We start from the raw sequence: 19979 nt of genomic DNA on the forward strand, positions 1-19979 counted from the left end.
TCTGGGAACAGTAGCTATCGTAGCGACTGAAACGTTCACATACCGATCGCAACGCAGTCCTGCGAGCGGGTGTACCTCGAGTTTCAATCGCCACTATAGTCGACGAACGATCACCCGTCGGACGAGAAGAGGCGACCGAAACTCGAGAAAATCGGCTCCTGTCGGCTTCAGGTCGCGCCGCTACTGTAGGTCTTCTCCAAGTATTCAACGATGTCGTCGCTCTCCGACATCCCGTCGATCCCGTTGGCCTCGTCGACGATGACCGGCACGCCGGTCTGGCCGCTGACCGTCTCGACTTCCGTCCGATCGCCGTGGGAGCGGGGCACTTCGATGGTGTCGTACTCGAGGTCGAGTTCGTCGAGTTTCGAGCGGACCTTTGCACAGTACGGGCAGCCGGGGAGTTCGTACATCGTGATGTCTGCCATAAAAAACCGTTGTCCCGGAAGCCGTATCAGCCCACCGGTCGCCCGACCGGTTGCCGGAATCGCGGCGGGCGACGACACGGCGACCCGCGAGCGAAACGCTGACCGCGTCCGGAGAGCGACGGGGCCGTCAGAACGAGAGCATCCCGGCGTCGACGGCGAAGTAGACGGCGAAGTAAACGACGAAGGCGAGAGCGAGCGCCCACTGCCCGGCCGAGACGTCGTCGGCCTCGCCCATCGCGCCCTTGACGAGCGGGTAGCTCATGATCCCGGCGGCGAGCCCGTTCGAGATCGACGCGGTCATCGGCATGACCGTGATCGTCAGCCCGCCCGAGATCGCCCATGCGGGGTGTTGCCAGTCGATGTCGGTGACGCCTTGTAGCATGATGATTCCGACGACGACCAGCGCCAGATAGGAGGCGTACTGCGGGATCGCGCTGATTAGCGGCACGAGCAGCAGCGACAGGAAAAAGAGGACGCCGACCACGAGCGCGGTGAAGCCGGTCCGGCCGCCCTCTTCGACGCCGGTCGAGGACTCGATATAGGTCGTCACCGTCGAGGTCCCGATCATCGCGCCGACCGTGGTCCCGATCGCGTCGGCCATCAGCGGTTTCTCTATCTCGGGGAGGTCGCCGTCCTCGTCGAGGAAGCCGCCGATCTGGGAGACGCCGATGAGCGTTCCGGCCGTGTCGAAGAAGTCGACGAAGAAGAACGTGAACACGACCAGCACGAAGACGAGCGGATCGTCGGTGATCATGCCGAGGCCGTCGACGAAGCCGGCGACCAGCGGCGTGAAGTCGTACTGGACGTTCGCGATCAGGCCAAGCAGGCCTTCGTTGGTCATCTGCTCGTAGCTTCCGGGCGGCGTCAGCGTCCCCGGCGAGACGACGTCGAGGGCCGTCAGGAGCCAGCCGGCGACGGCGGTAACGAGGATTCCGATGACGATCGAGCCCCTGATACCGCGGGCGTGTAAGACGAGCATCAGCGCGAGCCCGGCGACCGACAGCGCCGCGACGGCGCTGGTCGCGACGTTGCCCAGCGAAACGAGCGTGTCCGGGTTGTCGACGACGAGTTGCATCTCCTGGAGGCCGAGAAAGAGCAGGTAGACGCCGATCCCGGCCCCGACGGCGAACTTGACCGGTTCGGGGAACAGTTCGATGATGTAGCGACGCGCGCCGACGGCAGTCAGGACGATGAAGACGATCCCCTCGACGAAGACGGCCGCGAGCGCGACCTGCCACGGGACGCCGAGCCCGAGGACGACCGTGTACGCGAAGAAGGCGTTCAGTCCCATCCCGGGCGCGAGGCCGAACGGCCGGTTCGCCCAGAACGCCATCACGAGCATGGCGACCACCGACGAGAGGATCGTCGCGACGGTGATCATCTGCGTGACCTCGCCCGAACGGTAGCCCTCGAGCGAGATCGCCTCGCCGAGGATGATCGGGTTGACGACGATGATGTACGACATCGCCAGGAACGTCGTCAGCCCCGCGATCGATTCCGTCTCGAGGTCGGTCTCGTGGTCGCCGAATCGGAAGTACGCTGCGAGCGAGTCGAGTGCCCCCATATTGGATGCTCGAGCATAACAACAGGGGTTAGTTAAGCGTTCTTGTCCGGATCGACGCGAAATGTAGCCACGTTCGTGCATACACACCCGAGCCCGCCGACCCACGCCCGCCTCGAGCGCTGCGGTGTCGCGCCGCCGCGAGCGACGATGCCGGACGAACGTATTTTACCCCGGAGCGTGTACCTCGTTCACATGAGGTTCGTCATCGTGGGGTACGGGCGAGTCGGCTCCCGGACCGCGCGCATCCTCGCTGAGGAAGGCCACGACGTCGTCGTCGTCGACAACGACACGGACCGGATCGAACGCGCCGGCGACGACGGGTTCGAGACGAGACACGGCGACGGTGCCGACGAGGACGTCCTCGTCGACGCCGATATCGGGACCGCCGACGCGATCGGTGCGTTCACGCCCGATCTCAACGCCAACTTCGCGGCCTGTATGGTCGGCACGCACCACGGTTGTCGGACCGTCCTGCGGATCGACGAGGACTACCGCGAGGACATCTACGAGAAGTACGCCGCGGAGGTCGACGAGATCATCTACCCCGAGCGGCTGGGTGCGGCGGGCGCGAAGACGGCGCTTCTGGGCGGCGACTTCAACGTCGTCGCCGACCTCGCGGCGAACCTCCAGCTGACCGTCCTCGAGATTCGAGAGGGATCGCCCGCAGTCGGGAAGCGGATGAGCGAACTCGACCTGCCCGAGGCCGCGCGAATCTACGCACACGGGCGCGCTCGCGAACCGCTGACCATCCCGCTACCCGGGACCGAACTCGCGGTCGGCGACGAGGTCGCGATCGTCACCGAGGCCGACCGCGCGGCCGACGTTCGATCGTCGCTGTTGCCTGCAGGCGCCCGAACCTCGCGGTAGCGGTCGGATCGGAAGGGGGGAGAGGAACGGTAGTAGGCGCGCGGACGGACGGATGGGGGGAGGGGTGGGGAGGCCGCCAGCGCGCCTGTTCGTTCCGACGGATCCGAGCCCAATAAAACCGCGTCAGACGATCGACTGACGACTGTCAGTTCGCGTCCGAATCGTCGTCGGGTCGGAAGACGAGAACGTTCTGGTGGACCATCGACGGGACGAACGAAAACGGGTAGCCGTAGACGTGGAGGTCCTTCGTCGGATCGTACCAGATCAGGTTCGCCGAAAGCGTCAGCGGTGCCGCCGATTCGATCGCCCGCGCGAGGTCGGCGGCGAGGAACTCGTAGGACTGCTCGCGGTACATATCGCCGATGAAAACGACGACGTGACCGTCCGGTGTGACCGCGTCGGTAAAGCGGTCGAACTTCGCGGCCATATCCTCGAGCCAGTCGGCTTTCGTCTCCCACTCGTCGTCGGTCGACCCCGCTTCGCGGGACGTGGAGTCCGCGTCGCCGCCGGCGCTCTCGTCGTCCGCATCGTCGGCCGCCGGTCCGTCGAACGACCCCAGGTTGCTCTCGCGGGTCCGGCGCTCGTTGCGCGTCTGCTCGAGTTCGTCCATGTGCCAGTAGGGAACGTCGGTCAACAGGAGGTCGACCGAGTCGTCGGGAACTCCCTCGATCAGTTCGGCGCAGTCGCCGTGGCGCATGTCCTGTGCGGCCAGCGGGGGGTCGCCGCGCTCGCGTCTCTCCTCGTTTTCCCGGACGAGGACCGTCTCGTAGATCTCGACCCACCGCCGCGTGCGCTCGAAGCCGATGGCCTCCCGCAGGCCGGTCCCCTCGTGTTCGCAGAGGCTCGCGCCCAGCAAGGTGCCGCCGACGCCGGCGAACGGATCGAGGACGGTGTCTCCGGCCTTGCTGAACCGGCCGATCAGTTCCGCACAGAGTCGCGGGGGTTTCTGCCCGCCGTGTTCGCCCCGGAGATCGTGCTGGAGGTCCGGCGGGTACCCCTCGGGGATCACGGACTTGGTGGCGTACTTCCACTCCTTGCCGGTGAGGTCGTTGACCCGGTTGCGCTCGTCGTAGATCCCGCGGCCCTCGAGGTAGGTCTGGTGATCGGCCAGTTCGTCGGTGTCGATCACCTCGCCGTCCTCGACGGGCAGGGACTCCTCGCGTGCGCGCTCGGCGTCGAACCCGCCGTCGTCGTCCGTGAACAGCCGGCTCTGGCGGTGCCGGTCCCCGTCGTCTGCCATACCAGGAGTGGTCGCGCGACCCGTTTAAATACTCCTTTCGCGCTCCGCCGGCTCGAGCGCCGGGGGCCGTCCCCGTCGTTTTTGGCGGCCCCGTCCGAAGGGATCCGGTACGATGGTCCCCCTCGGAGACGCCGTCTCGCTGGCCGTCGGCGTCCTCGCGCTCTGGGTCGGCGCTCGCTTCCTCGTGACCGGAGCCTCGAGGATCGCCGGCGCGGCCGGGATCTCGGCGCTCGTCGTCGGGCTCACGGTGGTCGCCTTCGGCACGTCCGCGCCGGAGATCGTCGTCTCGACGGGGGCCGCCCTCGAGGGCCAGGGCGACGTGGCGGTCGGCAACGTCGTCGGCTCGAACGTGTTCAACCTGGGCGTGATCCTCGGGTTCGTCGCCGTCATCGCGCCGTTTCGCGTCGCCGAACCGCTGCTTCGACGGGACGTACTGGCGATGGCCGCCTCGACGGCCGTCGCGGTCGCCGTCCTCGCGAACGCCCTCGTCTCGCGGCTCGAGGGGGCCGTCCTCCTCGCGCTGCTCGCGTGCTATCTGGGCGCGCTCGTGATCGCGGTCAGGGGCGGGGACGAGGCTGGCGAACCGACGGGCGACTCGAACGGCGGAACCGACGACGCGGCCGCGTCCGTCACGGTCGACGGCGACGGGCGAGAAGTCCGCCTCGGCCTCGAGGCCGGCCGAACCGCGGCGGGGCTCGCGATCGTGATCGTCGGCGGGCGCGTACTGGTCGACGCCGCCGTCGGACTGGCCCTCTCGGCGGGAATCTCCGAATGGGTCGTCGGCGCGACGATCGTCGCGGCTGGCACGTCGCTGCCGGAGCTAGTGACCTCCGTCGTGGCCGCCCGCCGTGGCGATACCGGGATCGCCGCGGGCAACGTCGTCGGTTCGAGCGTCTTCAACGTGCTCGGTGTACTGGGGCTGGCCGCCACAGCCCGTCCGCTGACCGTCGATCCGGCGGTCGTTCTCGCGCTCGGGTGGCTCGCCGCCCTGACCGCGTTCGCAACGGTCGTCCTCGCAACGGGCCGGCAGCTGACCCGCCTCGAGGGGGCTGCCCTCGTCGCGGCCGGCGCGGGCTACTGGGCCGTCAGCGCCCTCCTCTGACGCCGCGGTGTCGTCGATCGGCGTCCCGAGTCGGGTGACACGAGTGTTAGCGAGGGCATATGAGGACACCGGCCCTTGGATGCGAGTATGAACATGCTCGTCGACGGCGAGTGGCGAACCGACGCCTACGAGTCGACGGACGACGACGGCTCGTTCGAGCGCCAGACGTCGCCGTTCCGCGACCGCGTCCGCGACGACCCAGACGCCCGGTTCCAGCCGGAGGCGGGCCGGTATCACCTCTACGTCTCCGACGCCTGTCCGTGGGCCCACCGGACGCTCGTAACGCGGGCGCTGAAGGGCCTCGAGGACGCGATCTCGGTCTCGATCGTCGACCCCTACCGGGACGAGGACGGCTGGCAGTTCACCCCCGAGAAGGAAGGGTGTACGCGCGATCACGTCCACGACGCCGATTCCCTGCGTGAACTGTACGTGAAAGCGGATCCCGACGCGACCTGTCGCGTCACGGTGCCGGTACTGTGGGACACCGAGGAAGGAACCATCGTCAACAACGAGTCCGAGGAGATCATGCGGATGCTCGACACCGAGTTCGACGAATACGCTCGGCGGGACGTGGATCTCTATCCCGAGGGCTACCGGAACGAGGTGGACCGGATCATCGACGACATCTATGACCCGATCAACAACGGCGTCTACCGGGCCGGCTTCGCGACGAAGCAGGGACCCTACGACGAGGCGGTCGACGCCCTCTTCGCGGCGCTTTCCCACTGGGACGAGGTGCTGGCCGACCAGCGCTACCTCGCGGGCGACCGGCTGACCGAGGCCGACATCGCGATGTTCACGACGCTCGTCCGGTTCGATAACGTCTATCACACGCACTTCATGTGTAACGTCCAGTACATTCGCGAGTACGACAACCTCTGGCCGTACCTCCGCGACCTCTACCGAACGCCCGGCGTCGCCGAGACGGTGAACATGGCCCACATCAAAGAACACTACTACACGACCCACCCGGACGTCAACCCCCACCGAATCGTCGCCAGGGGTCCGGACGTAGACTTCGAGCAACCCCACGACCGCGACGACCTCCCCGGCGGCCCGCCGTCGGATCTGGTCGCGGCCGCCAGCGCCGACGACTATAGTAGCTCTTGAAAGTCAACGCACACCCGATCGCAGGACAGCGTTGTGATCGGTGTGTAAATCGTTTCAAGAGCTACTATAGGTCGTCCCCGAGCAGAAGAGAAATCTTGCGGCGTCAGGACTCCGCAGTCGCCTGTTCGGTTTCGTCCCCGGACTCGGTATCGTCCGCTACGTCGTCGTCTTCGGCGTCGTCCGCGTCTGCCGCTGCGGATTCCGCCTCGGCGGCGGCCGCACGGTCATCGGGGGTACGGCCGGTGTCGCGCCGCCAGTCCTCGAAGCTGTGGCCGAACTCCTCCTCGGAGACGAACACTTTCCAGAGGATCCAGACCGGGATCAAGACTGGAATCAGCGGGAGCAAGACGATCACGAGTACCGCGGCCATAATATAGCCGAACAGGGACATCTGGGTGTTGGGCCCGTACCCCGTCGACTCGGACACCTTGACTGACATATGCGATCGTACGAACGTATCGGTGTTCGGTCTTTCGATTCGGCGGGTCCTCGCCGCCGTCGTTCTACTCGCCGTCCAGCACTGCCTCGGCGTCGTCTTGCGGCCGATACTGAAGCGCTTGCATGGTCTCGGACAGCGAGAGGAACCGCTCCGAGTTGTCGGAGATTCCGTGTGCGACGAGCGGCGATCCCTCGAGCGTCGCCGTCGCGGCCGCCTCGAGCAGCCGTCGACAGTCGCCGGGACTGAGCCACATCGCGCGGGCGTAGCGCTCGCCGGCCCCGTCGCGCTCGCGACACTCCGCGCGGAGTTGCTCGCGGCTGAGCAGCCAGCCGATCCGCAGGTTCACCACCTCGAGCCCGTGGCGCGTCGCGTAGTACGACCCCAGCGCCTCGCCGAAGACCTTCGTGACGCCGTAGTAGGTGTCGGGATCGGTCGGACCGCCCGGCCGAACGATCTCCGGTTTGCCGACCGTCGACTCCGGCCGGATCCCCGAGACGACGTTTCGCATGTTGACCGCGTGGTTCGAACTCGCGAAGACCACCCGCTCGAGGTCGTTCTCGGCGGCCGCCTCGAAGGCGTTGTAGACGCCGTCGACGTTCGGCTCTCGGACCGCGTCCCACTCGGCCCGCGGCGAGGGGTTGGCCGCGAGGTGGAGCAGGACATTCTGGCCCGCGAGCGCCTCGAGAAACGCCTCGCGATCGGTTATCTCGAGGGTTTCGGACTCGAGATCCGAGGTCTCGTGGTGGGTAAACAGCGCGAGGTCGTGGTCGTCGTCGGAGAACGCGTCGATTGCCTTTCGGCCGACGTTGCCCGCCGCGCCGGTGATGGCGACGTTCGTCATACGAGGTGGACGGCCACCGGTGCAAAATAGGTCGGGCCGGCGTCTTCTTGCCGAGTCGTGTGCGCCGCTGCGAGTAATCCGGACGCCGGAGACGCGGACACAACGCCCTCGAAAGCCCCTCTCGCTCTGGATTCCCGGGGCTCGCTGTGCGCCTCGGTCGCTCGCTTCGCTCACTCCCTACGGTGCTTGCGTCGTCCGGGCTCGGCCAGAGCGCGAGCCCCTTTCGTTCCCGCCCGCCGTGCGGCCACAGATCGCCGTCGTCCCGCTGCGTCGCATGACCGACTGGCCCAGCGCGGTGAACTCGCCGCCGGCCGCGCCGGGGCCGACTTCGGCCCACCGGAGCATGTGAAAGGCGGTCGTGTCGGCCGTCGGGATCACGGTGGCGGTCGTCGCGTCGACGCCGTCGGGCAGCGAGACGAGCCGATCGCCCTCGAGGATCCAGCGGTCGTGGCGATTGATCGCGCAGGCCGCGACGTCGACGGCGGCTTCGCCCGGGCCGGACTCGTCGCGCTCGATCGTCCGCACTCCCTCGGGGCCGATCAGGTCGGTGAAGGCTGCGGCTCGCATCGAGTTTCGGACCGGTCCCGAGGAGAAAGACCCTGGGGAAGGCGGAACCCACGTCGAGCGCGGATCGGCGGGTTTGGGACCGCCGGCCCAGCCCTTTTTCCCCGTCGGCCGTAGGTGTACCCGTGACAGCGCCCACGACGTGGGAGGTCGAACTCCGCGTCCCCGACGACGCCGACCTCGAGGCCGCCGGCGAGTCCCGAACCATCGACGTCCGCGAGGACGAGGCGATCCTCGCGGCGGCCCGCCGGGCGGGGCTGTGGCTCTCCGCGGACTGCCAGCAGGGCTGGTGTATCACCTGCGGCGCGCGACTGCTCGAGGGCGAGGTCGACCACAGTAACGCGAAGCGGTACTACCCCGAGGACGAGGCCGAGAACTTCGTGTTGACCTGTGTCGCCCGGCCACGCGCCGACTGCGTCGTCGTGGTCGAACAGTACGACGAACTGCTCCGCCATCGCGCCGACCACGACAGGCCGCCGGGGCGGTCGAAGCTCGGCTATAGTAGCTCTTGAAAGAGGGTGTCATAGAACGAGTAGCACACCAAAGAGCAGGGTGAACGCTGTGGTGGATGAGCCCAGCGACCCTGCAAGATGATCCTTCGGTAGAGACGTTCTTCAATGTCGTGGAGACAGAGACGCTCGCGTTGTTTGAGCACCTTTCATTCTGCTCTGTTGAACAGCGGTCTAATCAGCCGATATCACTGGCTTAGAAGGATGAAGCCGAGGAATTCGATTCTGTCCTATGGAAATCGATCTCCTCGACTTCATTGAGCAGTGTCGTGACCTAGCCAAACAAGCGTTGGGGAAGCACGCGGGCGAGCCCGCCAGCGGCGGGTTCGCCCGCTGGGTCCATGTCGTCCTACACTGTTTTCGGCTCGAAGAAGGCCACAGCTACCGTGAAACGCCGAATCGGTTGAAGTATATGACCGAGGTTTGTGACGTGCTCGGTCTCGATCGAGAGAACCTCCCCGACTACAGCACGATCTACAAGTCGTTCGACCGGCTGAAAATGTGGGTGTGGCGGGCGTTGCTGCGCGTTTCAGCGCAGCAACACCCGCAGTCTGGCCACGCTGCTCTCGACAGCACGTTCTTTGACCGCCGCCGTTCATCGTCGTACTTCCGCCAGCGGTCAGGAAATACCGTGCAGACGCTGAAAGTGACGACATTAACTGATATAGAGTCGCTCGCTGTTCTTGATGTCCATATCACAGCACGGTGGAAGCACGATACGAAGACTGGACCGCAGGTCGTCCGCCGAAACGCGGACGACCTGCAGTCCGTGGTTGCCGACAACGGGTTCCAAGACTGGCACACTGAGTACGAAATCTCTGCACTTGACGTTGAGTACCTTGTTCACTACCGCGGCTCATCGCCGAATGCAGTCGTGAACAACGCGCTCATCCGGGCAAAAGGTTACTCTCAGCGCTGGATGGCCGAAACCTCGTACTCAACAACGAAGCGCTCGCTCGGCGACGCCGTGCGAGCGCTGGGCTGGTATCGCCAGTTCCGTAAAATTGTCTTGATGTTCACCCTCATCAATATAGAATCGCTGTGTGAACCGCTGTAACCGTGATTCAGTATCTATTCACCTATGGAAATTCTGCTGACTGACCAAACCACGCTTGCCAAGATAATTCTTCCGGCGACGAGGACTTGCTGTAGTTTTCGAACGTAGAATCGACAACCGGCGAACCGATAGCTACTGAGACAACCATCAGGCGGGGGATTTCTTGTTTGCGAGAGCAGTCGCTCACGCTGCCACCAACCGGCCAATGAGCGCCGCCGGAGCGGCGCTCAGGCACTCACCCCTGGTGGGTCGTACACCTCCTCACGATCCAGCATGTGATACATTGAAACCAGCAACTTTCGGGCGGTTGCTACAATCGCTGTCTTCGAGTTCTTTTTTCGAGCTAACCGGTTGTAGAACCGGCTGAGGTACTCGTCTTTGCACGTATGTACCGCTGAGTATGACGCTTGAACGAGCAGCCACCGGACTCGTCCTGATCCTCGCTTCGAGATGCTCCCCTCAAACCGCGAGTCGCCAGACTCGCGGATTATCGGGTTCAATCCAACGTAACTTACGACCTCTTTGGCCCGATCAAACCGGTTTATCTCTCCCAACTCCGCGTAAATCGTCAACGCCGTAAAGTAACTCACACCAGGAATCGTCATCAGGAGCTGGGTCTCCTTCAGAGACCCAGCCCGCTCCTCGATCTCTGCTTCTAACGACTCAATCTGTTCGGTGAGCACCTGAATGAGTTCCAGATACGACTCCAACAACGCATCCCACGGGGCCGGGAGCGAGAGTTCCGCTAGGAACTCTCGTCCCTTCACACTCAACGGCTTCACCTCCCGAGTGATGCCGTGATCACTCAACAAGCCATGGATCTTGTTCGCGTACTCGGTCCGGTTCTCGACGAGCTTCTGGCGCCCGCGCACAAGTGCGCGGGCTTGCCGAACCTCGTCAGTTGGAACGTAGCTTTCAGGAATTGATCCTAACCGAACCATCCGAGCGAGTTGTTTCGCGTCAACGCGGTCAGTTTTCTTGTCCGAGTCGGAGATCAACTTCAATTCGCCGGGGTTAGCGACGGTCACATCCAGATACTCTGAAAGAGTGTCATGGATGTGGTAGTAGTTGCTGGTCGCTTCAAGCGCGGCTTTTGACCCGGCGTACTGCTGGGCGAAGTCGTCGAGGTTCGCGTTTTCGACGCGAACCTCTTCGACGATCTCACCGTTTTGGTCCAATACTGCGATTTGTGAGTACCGCTTGTGTACGTCGATTCCGATGAACATTGGGTTCACCTCGGGACGGTGGTGCGTGAAACAGAGATTCACCTATACGGGCTTTCCCGACTGCCGCCAGGAGCGGCAGTCGGGCTGTAATGCCCAGGACTCGGCTTCCTACGCACTTGGGCCAGTCAACAGCACGTGCTTCGGAGCACGGAATAGATCTCGGCCTCTTGCGTCCCATACTTGTTTCACGCTCTCATGGGATAGCAGGATTTCCATCGAGTCAACAGAGCAAGACTAACTACTCTGATCGAAGATACTGTGCTAAGGTAGACGTAATTAAATATATAATATAGAGGAGAACCCCATATGACAGGAAAAAAGATGCTTGTTGGAACCACCGAGTAGGCTGTTTCTCAAGACTATTAAGTAGTATAAATACCAATAGTGTTACTATTAGTATGAATCGATTGTTATCTTCGCTCATATGCCTAATACAATGGTCAGATGTAAAAGGTTTAAGATTTAACTCAACTCGTACGCCTATCAATATGCCTTATCCAATGGCTACTGGTTATCTGGTATCTCTTTTATTGCATCCGCACTCCAAGAATCAGCCTCATAGGGTACCGAAACATCAACAGAAGAAGCATTTCTTGATATGCTAGTATTTAAAATTGGGTCAAATTGTGAAATATTTCCGATTGACCACGTATGCTCAAATAGTGTCTGAATATTTGTAGGTCCATCAGACTGACGTTCAATATGCACCTCTGCAGAGCCATACTGTCTTTTCGGCCAATATACATGAACTCCATCCGACTCTTGTGCATGGTCGAAGATCCGGAAACCGATGCCATTGTTGAAATCACCGATGAGCGGGCCGTCAGACACCTCCATATAATCAACGTACTTTCCACCCTCTAGTTGATGACCGTTCCTATGCGTCACAGTTTCTGTTGGCATATCATACACATGCGATACCTGATATTTAAGTGACCCCCCCCTTGTCATATTTGAAATGTGAGTCATCTCATGCCAAGATCAGTCCATCTGTAGGCTCCGGCCCGTCGATATCAGAATTGCGGTTGAAATCCCAGCTCACACTCAGATGCCAGACCCCATCCGTATCCGTTTCATACAGAATGGTGTGGATATCATCAGAACCTGGTTTTGTGAAAAAGTCCTGAGTTGAAACACCACCCCCCATTCTCTTCTGAGTCTAATGCAGTGGGGTCCTTCGAAATAGGAACAGACTGTTCGGCATGGAGGTGTGGAACGCCGGCTTTCTTCAGGACTGAGACTGCTTTTGAGGGTTGGTTTTCGTGAATCAGCGCTTCTGCCTTTTGGCGAGCATTGTTGTTTTCGCTTAATTTTCCAGCGCTGGCCGCGCTTGTCATACCCGTTGCCCCAGCAGTGCTGAGGAGGAGGGCGGATGTTTTAAGAGCGGTTCGTCTTTTCAGGGATCGGCCTGAGCTTCTATTAGACATCCGGTTAGTAATAATTAGTTCTAATACTAAAATATTACTGTTTGAACTAAGTCGTTAATAGATAAACTTCTATCACCTACCGAATCTCGATACTCGTTACCAGAGATTGGAGATAAGGTTATATCGATCATTCCTGCTATTTTGTAGAATTAAAGTTAATTTGTGGATATAAGGACGAATAGGGGCAAAGAGATACCACCAATCATGGGTAGGTGAAATTGTTTCGCGCACTATTCTACTATCAATACTCTTCAGAGCCAACTAACTTTCTGGCGCTCTCGTTGCTGCACTTCAGGACTGTAGCTGCCCCGATAATGCTCGAGGAAGGTCTCGAGGTCGTTCCATCCACCCCAGTCGCACACCAGAAGCGGGTCGACATCTTCCGAGGCAAGTGCAGTCGCCCAGGTCCGTCGGAGATCGTGGAACCCGAGGTGATCCCAGCCGGCATCTCCTGTCTCGTCGTGCAATTGATCTGCCGCCGATCGCACCCACCGCCGGAGTGACCGTGTACTCGTGATCTCGACGAGCGACGAGCTGGTCGGTGCGTCGCGCACGTCGTCGACCGTCCGGATGGTCGTCGCGAGATCTCGCGGGACCGGCGTCTCTCGAAACTTGTCACCCTTCCCGTGCCAGACGCGGAGCATCGTCCCAGCGTCGGTATCGACGATGTCCTCCGGTGCAACGTCGAGGACTTCGTGTGAGCGGAGCCCGCATCGCGCCCCAAGTGCAAACGCGATCCGCTGCTGGGTATCGTCGGCCGCCTCGAGCAATTGTTCTACTTCGTTCTGGCTGAGCCAGACCTTCATGTCGTCGCGGTTCTCGTGCTGTTGCAGATTCATGCGTCCGGGTTGCCTGCATTCCGGACAAAAACCGCTAGCAATCTAGTTCTTTCGGTGGTCCTCAAGGGGGAGATCGGGGTGATTCTGTCCGACTCTACTGCAGTTCTCGGACAGGTGGCTTTGGTAAGTAATTATGTTGGACCAACATAGTATGTAGAACAGGAGAAAGTACGGACGATGGTTGATATCAGTGTTATTTCGACTCTTGGAGGCGCTACCGTAGGTGCGATTCTGGGCTCGTATGGGACCTATGTGGCACGAGAGAAGTCCCGCAAGAATCGGAAAGAAGAACGAATTGAAAACCTCCGGCGATCACTTTTGAGCGAACTTGGCTCTATGGACGAATTAGCTATGCAAAAATCATCGGATTATGCTAACCAAATCCCAGCACATAGCCTCATCTCAGTTGAGGTGTATCGATCCAACTCTTCGGAAATTTCTCTTTTGACGCCAGAAGAAGCAGAGGCAGTGATCCGGTTCTATTCATCTGCAATTATATTGGATCAGACACTGAATGAGGCTCGCGAACTTATTGTAGAATCAGACAATCCACAGAGACATAATATGACTACTTTGAACGAATCAATTGATACTCTTAGAGAAGAATGGAAAACATGCGCATTATCCCTTACGCTCTTGTGGCGGAGATTGTTGGTGACTCATAGCGCAGTTTTGGGGATGGTTTTCAGCGCTTCTTTTCCCGGTTTTCGATACACGCGGCGACGGAGCTGGAAGGCTCGGAGATACGGCGTGAGCTTGGCCTTGGAGACGCCTCGATGGGGCGAGAGCCAGGATCGCGCCAGCGATCCGTGGCTCTCGCAGGTATTGACGTGAACGTCTCCATCGGCGTATTCGCCGTCGCCGTGGACGACGTATTCGCGGTCGAATGCGTCGTCCTCATCAAGCGGTTCGTACGCTCGAAAGCCGTCGGTATAGACCGTGAGCGACTCCTCTTTGCGGTCAGCAAGGAGGAGTCGAATCGTCGATTCATCAGCGGCTTTCGCTGGGATCACGTAGCGGTCGCCGGTGCCGCGATCAGCCAGAATAAACACGGGTAGCTTGTCCTGTTCGTACGATCCTCTTCCGCGCGTGGACAGGCCACGCGAGCGCGACGGACGGTCGCGCTCGCGGCCTTTGAGCCCGGTTTTCACGTACAGTTCGTCAATCTCGACTGGTCCTTCGAGTTGTGGCTGAGGCGCGTCCAGCGCTCGCAGGAAGCGCTGGACGCGCCGGTACACTGTTTTGTAGGAGACATCGATCTCTACGTCTAACTGCCGAAGACTGGTGTTGAAGCGGATGTAGGTGTAGACGGCGAGAAACCACTTCCTGAGTTCGACCGCTGAGTGTTCAAAGACGGTGCCGGTCTGATCGTTGAACGTGCGGTCGCAATTCTTACAGCGGTATCGCTGAAACACCCGATAGCTGCCGTACCGAATCACAGATTCGGCACGGCAGCGTGGGCAATAGACGCCGTCACGCCAGCGAACCTGTTGGAGCAGGTTCGCGGCGCGACGCTCCGAGACGAACGTCTTGAGTGGAATCATGCTTTCGTCGGGTGGCGCGAACGCGCCACCCTTGCCCGCTACGACTTTCAGCTACTGCTGCGGGCTGACCAACAATCCTCTACCCATGAGCGGAGCAAGAAACACCTGCGCTCGTGCATGGACGCGGCCTCGGGCTCGGACGTGCCCGAGGCCGCAGTCTTTGACTGCATTGTTGGTTCGTTCGACTCCTGTGCGGCGGTTGTACGTCTCGTCTAACGTCGACTGCTTCAACTGAACGTCCTTACTGTGCTCAGTGATGCGGTCTTCGACCCTGTACTCGATATCTTTCGGGTCGTCAGTGTTTCGTGCGTTGTACGGAGCGACTGGCACGACCCCTGCGGCCAGCAGGTGGTCGTGCCAGTCAAGCGTGTCGTAGGCACTATCACCGACCATCCAGATCGGCTGTTCGACGGCGAGCGCGTCACGCGTGACGCGCATCGCCGTCTCTTCTGGTGCTTGTTTGCTCTCGGTGAATGCCGCGGCGATAGGGATCTTTTGTCCGGTCGAGACGATCGTACAGCCGTAGCCGTAGTAGTATTCTTCGGCGGTTGGATCGTAGCATTTCGACGCATCTTGATCGGCTGGCATCGTCCTCACGTCAGTCGAATCGATGCAGTAGGTCAAGTCGAGCAGGCCGCGGCGGGCGGCCTGCTCGACGAGGTGGTCGAAGATTTCGTCAACGACGTGTTCGAGATCGGTGAGAAAGCGATCGACCGCGTCTCTCGACGGCGGTCGATCGAAGCCACAACTGAGCCAGACAACTGCATTCTGAAGCTCTCGTTCGACGGGGCGGATGCCGTAGATGTCTTTGTAGTAGCAATGGAGGAAGCCACGCATCAGCTCTGGTGGCTCGTGATCTCGTGTTCGCCCCGTCTCCGCCGGGGCGAACACGTCGAACTCTTCGAGAAACTCGAATGAAAGGTGCTCAAACAACGCGAGCGTCTCTGTCTCCACGACATTGAAGAACGTCTCTACCGAAGGATCATCTTGCAGGGTCGCTGGGCTCATCCACCACAGCGTTCACCCTGCTCTTTGGTGTGCTACTCGTTCTATGACACCCTCCTTGAAAGTCAATGCACACCCGATCGCAGGACAGCGTTGTGAGCGGTGTGTAAATCGTTTCAAGAGCTACTATAGTTCCCTCGTCTCGAGCCGGCCGACACCGGCGACTGCCCGCCGAACGTTTTCGGCTCCCGCGACCGACGCTCGGGTATGACCGACCCGCGGTTCACCGGCGTGTTGCTCTACGACGGCGACTGCCCGTTCTGTTCGGCCGCCTCGACCGCCGTGCGCCAACTCGAGTCCGTCGGCGTCGTCGCGTGGTCGGACCCGGCGCCACAGCGGTTTCTCGAGGCCCAGTTCGGCGAGACGCCGTTCGCGCTCTTTTTGGCGGATCGCGAGGCCGAGACCGTCTGGGCGGGCCGTGTGGCCGCGACCGAACTCTGCGAGCGAGCGGGAATGCCGGCGCTGGTCCAAGACATCGTCGGCGAGAACTACGAGCGACTCGCTGACGCCGTGCGGGTCGTCTCGGGGGCCGACCGCGAGATCGACCCCTATCACGACGCCTATCCGATGGCCGACGACGCCGCGGCCATGTTCGACGACCTCGCAGCAAGCGCGGGTCGGACGCACGCTCCGTCCGATTCGCGCTGATCAAATTCCCACCGTTCGCTCGCGTTCTCACTCAGACGTCGCCGTCGGCTCGGGCAGGGACCGCCGCTCCCGAGGCGGCACGAGGTAGTTCGCCCGATTCACGACGGTGAGATACTGGAGGATGCCGTTGTTCGTTCGCCGGCCGACCGACCCCTCGGTGAGGTCGCCGCCCGTCATCGCCGTCCGAGTCGTCACGAAGTCGTCGATCGAGCGCTGCAACGAGAGGAAGTGAAGGCTAGCCCGGTCGTCGTCGGTCGAGTCGAAGTCCCGCCGGAGGACGATCGGTTCGCCGTCCTCGCGGGCACGGGCTGTCTTCTGTGCGTGGCCGACGGTCCCCTGCCGCCGGGCGGCCTCGTCGGCCGCGCCGGCGACCTCGGCCACCCGACTCGAGTCGCCGAGGTTGTGACCGGCCCCCTCGACGACTCCCTCGTCGGCGTGGGCCGGCGAGAACATCTTGGCGACGCGTTGCTCGCGGCTGTCCTGATCGTACCACTGCTGGAGATGCAGGTGGAGCTTCGAGAGGTGGATCGTGGTTCCGCCGGCGAACGGTCCCTCGTCGATCGTCACGCGGTCCTCGCTGGCCTGCGTGCGTCGAAAGCCGGATTTGAATCCCATGAACATCGGCGCGTCCTCGGGGACCGGCTCGCCGTCGGGGATGCCGGCGACGCCCGACTGTTTCTCGGCCGGGAGCCCGCGGCCGATGAACCCCGTCCGGCGTTCGGCGACCTCGAAGATCCCTTCGAACGTGCCCTCGACCTCGAGTCCGTTCAGCTCCTCGAGTTCGCCCTTCAGCGCTTCCTCGGCGCTCAAGGTGACGTGGCCGTAGTCGCTGGCCAGATGCAACAGCGCGTCGTACTCGTCGAGGGTGGGATCCTCCAGCTCGGTCAGCGGCTCGGGCGCGGGCAGTTCGACCCCCTCGAGGTCGGCCTCGAAGCGATCGAAGTACGCGGGGCCGTAGCCGACCGTGAACGCGAGCCCCTCGTTGCCCCGTTTGTAGGCCCGCTCGAGGGTCCGGAACGCGGCCTCGAGCTGGTCGCGCTCGTCGGCGACGTCGGCGGGGCCGTCGCCGACGTACTCGAGGGCCAGCAGGAGGTGGTGTCTGGGTGGCACGTCGTTGCCGTGGTCGTCCGTCGCGAGGAACTCGTTCCATGCGTGCTGTCGGGTCGGAAGTTCGTCGGGCGAGCGGACGGCCTGCGGGACGTCCTCGGCTTCCTCGCGCTGGAGGCAGGCGGCGAGCCCGGCGGCCCCGCCGACGGCGACGGCGCTCTTGACGAATCCGCGACGCGAGAGTCCCCGGTCCGACCTGTCCATACACGACTCTGGGGTGCTGACGACTAAGGATATTGTGGTCTCTCCGCTGAACCTTCGCCGGGACCGTCACCGATCCTCGGCAGTTGCAAGCAAAGCTTCATGGGCCGAGTTATGGGAGTGGACCGGTGGATGTCCGACGAGAAACCACACGCGGCAGGCGACGTCGACGCGGGAGACACGAGCGAGCGCGTCGGGATGGCGGTGCTTCGCGAACGCGGACTCGAGCCCGAGGAACTGCGCGAGAAACTGGTCGATGCGATCGGTGCCGAGTTCACGACCTACTACTACTACACCAATCTGCGGATGCATCTCGCCGGCCACGAGGATTACAAGGAGATCACCGAGGACGCCCGCCTCGAGGATCGAGCGCACTTCGAACTGGTCGCGCCGCGGGTGTACGAACTCGGCGGCGCGCTCCCCAACGACATTCGGGACTTCGCCGATCGGGCCTCCTGTCCCGACGCCGAGGTACCGACCCCGATGGCCGGCGACGGGAGCTTCGACACCGAGTCCCTCGACGCCGAGGGCATCCTCGAGGTGCTGCTCGAGGCCGAACGCTGTGCCATCCGGACGTGGTCGGAGGTCTGCGATATGACACACGGGAAAGACCCACGGACCTACGACATGGCCTCGCGCATCCTCCAGGAGGAGATCGAACACGAGGCGTGGTTCGTCGAACTCCTCTCGATGGAGCGGGACGGCGAGATCAATCCGGCGGGCCACTTCGTCCGGGGCGAGCCCGGCGACGCACCGCTCTCGACGAATCGCCGGTTCAACGACAGCGCGTAAGCGTCGTCCCGGCCGGCTCGCGGAACCGAACCCGATTCCGGCAGCGCCATCCGTCCCCGAGTGGTACGTATTCGCATGAACCAGGTCGAGGCGTTCGTCGAGATCGATGCGCCGCCAGATATCGTCTGGGACGCGCTCCTGACGTTCGACAGCTACCCGGAGTGGGACCCACTCACGCGAACGATCGAGGGCGTCGCCGTCGACGCGACTGACGGTCCCGAACGGGGCGACGCGTTCGCGTACCGCCCCCGGCCCGTCGGGCCGACGGTCGTCGCCGCCGACCCGCCGCGACGGCTCGCCTGGCACGATCGGCTCGTCGTGCCGTTCGCGTACGATCGCTACCACGAGTTCCACCTCGAGCCGCTCGAAAACGGCCGGCGAACCCGGCTGCTCCAGCGGGAGACGGTCCGGGGCGCGCTCGCCGGTCTGGCGTTCGACGAGGCGCGCCTCGAGCGGGCCTTCGTCGCGATAAACGAGGCGATCGCGACCCGCGCGGAGCGGCGAGTCTCCGCCGATAGTAGCCACTGATACGGATTGCTGTCCCGATTTCCCGGCGCAACCGCCGCCCGGGTCCCGGGTGCGCCGGCAACGACTGACAGTAAACCGTCTGACAGTCGTTGCGCACCTGATCGCACGACGGTGTCGAGATCAGCGTATCACTGATTCAGCGGCGGCTGTAGCGAACGCCGAACGCGCCGCGAGCGAGGGTTCAAGTACGGACGGGCGGCCAGCCCTCCCGTGACCGACCCCACGCTCCGTCGTTCGTGCCGCGATCGAACCGCCTCGAGTCCGCAAGCGAGGGACGCGCATGGGACATAGAGCGCTGGTCGCCTACCGGCGACCGGACCGGCTCTACGACCTGCGGTACAGTCACTGGGGCGGCGAGACCCTCGACCTCGCCGCGGCGATCACGCCGCGGACGCCGCTGGCCGACGGCGCGATCGACGGCGCGTTGCTCGCGGACTCGATCAGCCGCGACCGGATCCTGACCGATCACCTCGACCCGCGCGTCCACGAGGCGCTGTATCTGGTCGCTCCCGACGCCGGCTACGCGGTCGATCCCTATCGGGTCTGCTGGCTCGAGTGGGGCGACGGCCGCGACGGCGGCCGGGGCGCGATCGTCGCGACGGAGCCGGCCGACGACCGCGCGGTCAGGGTCTGGTTTCGCGCGACCAAGACCGCGCTGGCCGACGTCATCGAGATGGGCGTTCTCTCGCGGCGAGCCGCACAGGCCTACCTCGAGGCCCGCGTCTGCGAGGAGTTCGACGGGCGGTGCTACTCCTACGGCGACGCGCCGGCCGACGATCCCGCGGGCGGCTACGACCCGCCCCTCGACCGGTGGCTCGAGGGCGCGGACGGACTCGAGGAAGCCGACGGGGAACGCGACGCTGATGGGGACGGAACCGGCGAGAACGAGCGTGACGAGGGGGACGGGTGGGACGGCGAGGCGGGCGGTGATAGGGGCTGAGCCG

At 62.7% G+C, this 19979-nt stretch carries 19 protein-coding genes and 3 pseudogenes; 10 read left to right on the forward strand and 12 right to left on the reverse strand.

Annotation, left to right across the window (positions count from 1 at the left end; genetic code table 11):
- Positions 1–167: 167 nt before the first annotated feature.
- The gene (locus A6E15_RS05650) at positions 168–425 is read right to left on the reverse strand and encodes a glutaredoxin family protein (RefSeq protein ID WP_076144576.1); all 258 of its coding nucleotides are present in this window, start codon (positions 423–425) and stop codon (positions 168–170) included.
- 127 nt (positions 426–552) lie between these two features.
- Complete coding sequence (locus A6E15_RS05655; protein ID WP_076144578.1) at positions 553–1989, reverse strand: NCS2 family permease; 1437 nt, start codon at positions 1987–1989, stop codon at positions 553–555.
- A 192-nt stretch (positions 1990–2181) separates the two neighbouring features.
- On the opposite strand from A6E15_RS05655, the gene A6E15_RS05660 reads away from it, so the two are divergent.
- Positions 2182–2856, forward strand: coding sequence for a potassium channel family protein (locus tag A6E15_RS05660; protein ID WP_076144580.1), 675 nt, complete (start codon positions 2182–2184; stop codon positions 2854–2856).
- A gap of 145 nt (positions 2857–3001) precedes the next feature.
- On the opposite strand, the gene A6E15_RS05665 is transcribed toward A6E15_RS05660, so the two are convergent.
- Positions 3002–4096, reverse strand: a complete 1095-nt coding sequence (locus tag A6E15_RS05665) for a DNA methyltransferase (protein ID WP_076144582.1) — start codon at positions 4094–4096, stop codon at positions 3002–3004.
- 112 nt (positions 4097–4208) lie between these two features.
- Here A6E15_RS05665 and A6E15_RS05670 point away from each other — a divergent pair, with 112 nt between their 5' ends.
- Positions 4209–5198 (forward strand): calcium/sodium antiporter, encoded by a 990-nt coding sequence (locus tag A6E15_RS05670; RefSeq protein WP_076144584.1) that lies wholly within the window; start codon positions 4209–4211, stop codon positions 5196–5198.
- Between the two features lie 87 nt (positions 5199–5285).
- Positions 5286–6308, forward strand: coding sequence for a glutathione S-transferase family protein (locus tag A6E15_RS05675; RefSeq protein WP_076144586.1), 1023 nt, complete (start codon positions 5286–5288; stop codon positions 6306–6308).
- Between the two features lie 103 nt (positions 6309–6411).
- On the opposite strand, the gene A6E15_RS05680 is transcribed toward A6E15_RS05675, so the two are convergent.
- From A6E15_RS05680 to A6E15_RS05690, 3 genes and pseudogenes are all read right to left on the reverse strand, one after another.
- Positions 6412–6747: a DUF7535 family protein gene (locus tag A6E15_RS05680; protein ID WP_076144588.1), complete on the reverse strand. Its 336-nt coding sequence runs from the start codon at positions 6745–6747 to the stop codon at positions 6412–6414.
- 64 nt (positions 6748–6811) lie between these two features.
- On the reverse strand, positions 6812–7588 hold the full coding sequence (locus tag A6E15_RS05685) for an NAD-dependent epimerase/dehydratase family protein (protein WP_076144590.1): 777 nt from the start codon (positions 7586–7588) through the stop codon (positions 6812–6814).
- 228 nt (positions 7589–7816) lie between these two features.
- A pseudogene (locus A6E15_RS05690) lies at positions 7817–8155 on the reverse strand (hypothetical protein); the annotation flags it as partial.
- 122 nt (positions 8156–8277) lie between these two features.
- Between A6E15_RS05690 and A6E15_RS05695 the strand changes: the two are divergent.
- The 3 genes and pseudogenes from A6E15_RS05695 to A6E15_RS05700 all read left to right on the forward strand — a co-directional run bounded on the left by A6E15_RS05695 (position 8278) and on the right by A6E15_RS05700 (position 9718).
- On the forward strand, positions 8278–8664 hold the full coding sequence (locus A6E15_RS05695; protein WP_076144594.1) for a 2Fe-2S iron-sulfur cluster-binding protein: 387 nt from the start codon (positions 8278–8280) through the stop codon (positions 8662–8664).
- A gap of 56 nt (positions 8665–8720) precedes the next feature.
- Positions 8721–8831 (forward strand): annotated as a pseudogene (locus tag A6E15_RS21865) (IS5/IS1182 family transposase); the annotation flags it as partial.
- Positions 8832–8893: 62 nt separating this feature from the next.
- The gene (locus A6E15_RS05700) at positions 8894–9718 is read left to right on the forward strand and encodes an IS5 family transposase (protein WP_076144596.1); all 825 of its coding nucleotides are present in this window, start codon (positions 8894–8896) and stop codon (positions 9716–9718) included.
- Positions 9719–9945: 227 nt separating this feature from the next.
- Here A6E15_RS05700 and A6E15_RS05705 read toward each other — a convergent pair whose 3' ends face one another.
- From A6E15_RS05705 to A6E15_RS05725, 5 genes and pseudogenes are all read right to left on the reverse strand, one after another.
- Positions 9946–10944, reverse strand: coding sequence for an IS110 family RNA-guided transposase (locus tag A6E15_RS05705; RefSeq protein ID WP_076144598.1), 999 nt, complete (start codon positions 10942–10944; stop codon positions 9946–9948).
- A gap of 504 nt (positions 10945–11448) precedes the next feature.
- Positions 11449–11847 carry a hypothetical protein gene (locus A6E15_RS20265; protein WP_139326567.1) on the reverse strand — a complete coding sequence of 133 codons (399 nt, stop codon included), beginning with the start codon at positions 11845–11847 and terminating at the stop codon, positions 11449–11451.
- Positions 11848–12622: 775 nt separating this feature from the next.
- The gene (locus tag A6E15_RS05715) at positions 12623–13210 is read right to left on the reverse strand and encodes a tyrosine-type recombinase/integrase (RefSeq protein WP_076144602.1); all 588 of its coding nucleotides are present in this window, start codon (positions 13208–13210) and stop codon (positions 12623–12625) included.
- Between the two features lie 659 nt (positions 13211–13869).
- Entirely contained in the window at positions 13870–14754 is an 885-nt protein-coding gene (locus A6E15_RS05720; protein WP_076144604.1) for an IS1595 family transposase, read from the reverse strand.
- A gap of 93 nt (positions 14755–14847) precedes the next feature.
- Positions 14848–15762: pseudogene (locus A6E15_RS05725) on the reverse strand (transposase); the annotation flags it as partial.
- 204 nt (positions 15763–15966) lie between these two features.
- Between A6E15_RS05725 and A6E15_RS05730 the strand changes: the two are divergent.
- The gene (locus A6E15_RS05730; RefSeq protein WP_076144608.1) at positions 15967–16407 is read left to right on the forward strand and encodes a thiol-disulfide oxidoreductase DCC family protein; all 441 of its coding nucleotides are present in this window, start codon (positions 15967–15969) and stop codon (positions 16405–16407) included.
- A 27-nt stretch (positions 16408–16434) separates the two neighbouring features.
- Here A6E15_RS05730 and A6E15_RS05735 read toward each other — a convergent pair whose 3' ends face one another.
- Positions 16435–17718, reverse strand: a complete 1284-nt coding sequence (locus A6E15_RS05735) for a DUF7405 family protein (RefSeq protein ID WP_076144609.1) — start codon at positions 17716–17718, stop codon at positions 16435–16437.
- 129 nt (positions 17719–17847) lie between these two features.
- Here A6E15_RS05735 and dps point away from each other — a divergent pair, with 129 nt between their 5' ends.
- The 3 genes from dps (at position 17848) to A6E15_RS05750 (ending at position 19975) form a co-directional block, all read left to right on the forward strand.
- Positions 17848–18507, forward strand: coding sequence for a DNA protection during starvation protein (gene dps, locus A6E15_RS05740; protein ID WP_076144610.1), 660 nt, complete (start codon positions 17848–17850; stop codon positions 18505–18507).
- A 75-nt stretch (positions 18508–18582) separates the two neighbouring features.
- Positions 18583–19035 carry an SRPBCC domain-containing protein gene (locus tag A6E15_RS05745; protein ID WP_076144611.1) on the forward strand — a complete coding sequence of 151 codons (453 nt, stop codon included), beginning with the start codon at positions 18583–18585 and terminating at the stop codon, positions 19033–19035.
- Between the two features lie 280 nt (positions 19036–19315).
- On the forward strand, positions 19316–19975 hold the full coding sequence (locus A6E15_RS05750) for a DUF6735 family protein (RefSeq protein WP_076144613.1): 660 nt from the start codon (positions 19316–19318) through the stop codon (positions 19973–19975).
- The last annotated feature ends 4 nt before the right edge of the window (positions 19976–19979 follow it).

It is taken from the genome of Natrinema saccharevitans, from assembly GCF_001953745.1.
GTDB lineage: Archaea > Halobacteriota > Halobacteria > Halobacteriales > Natrialbaceae > Natrinema > Natrinema saccharevitans.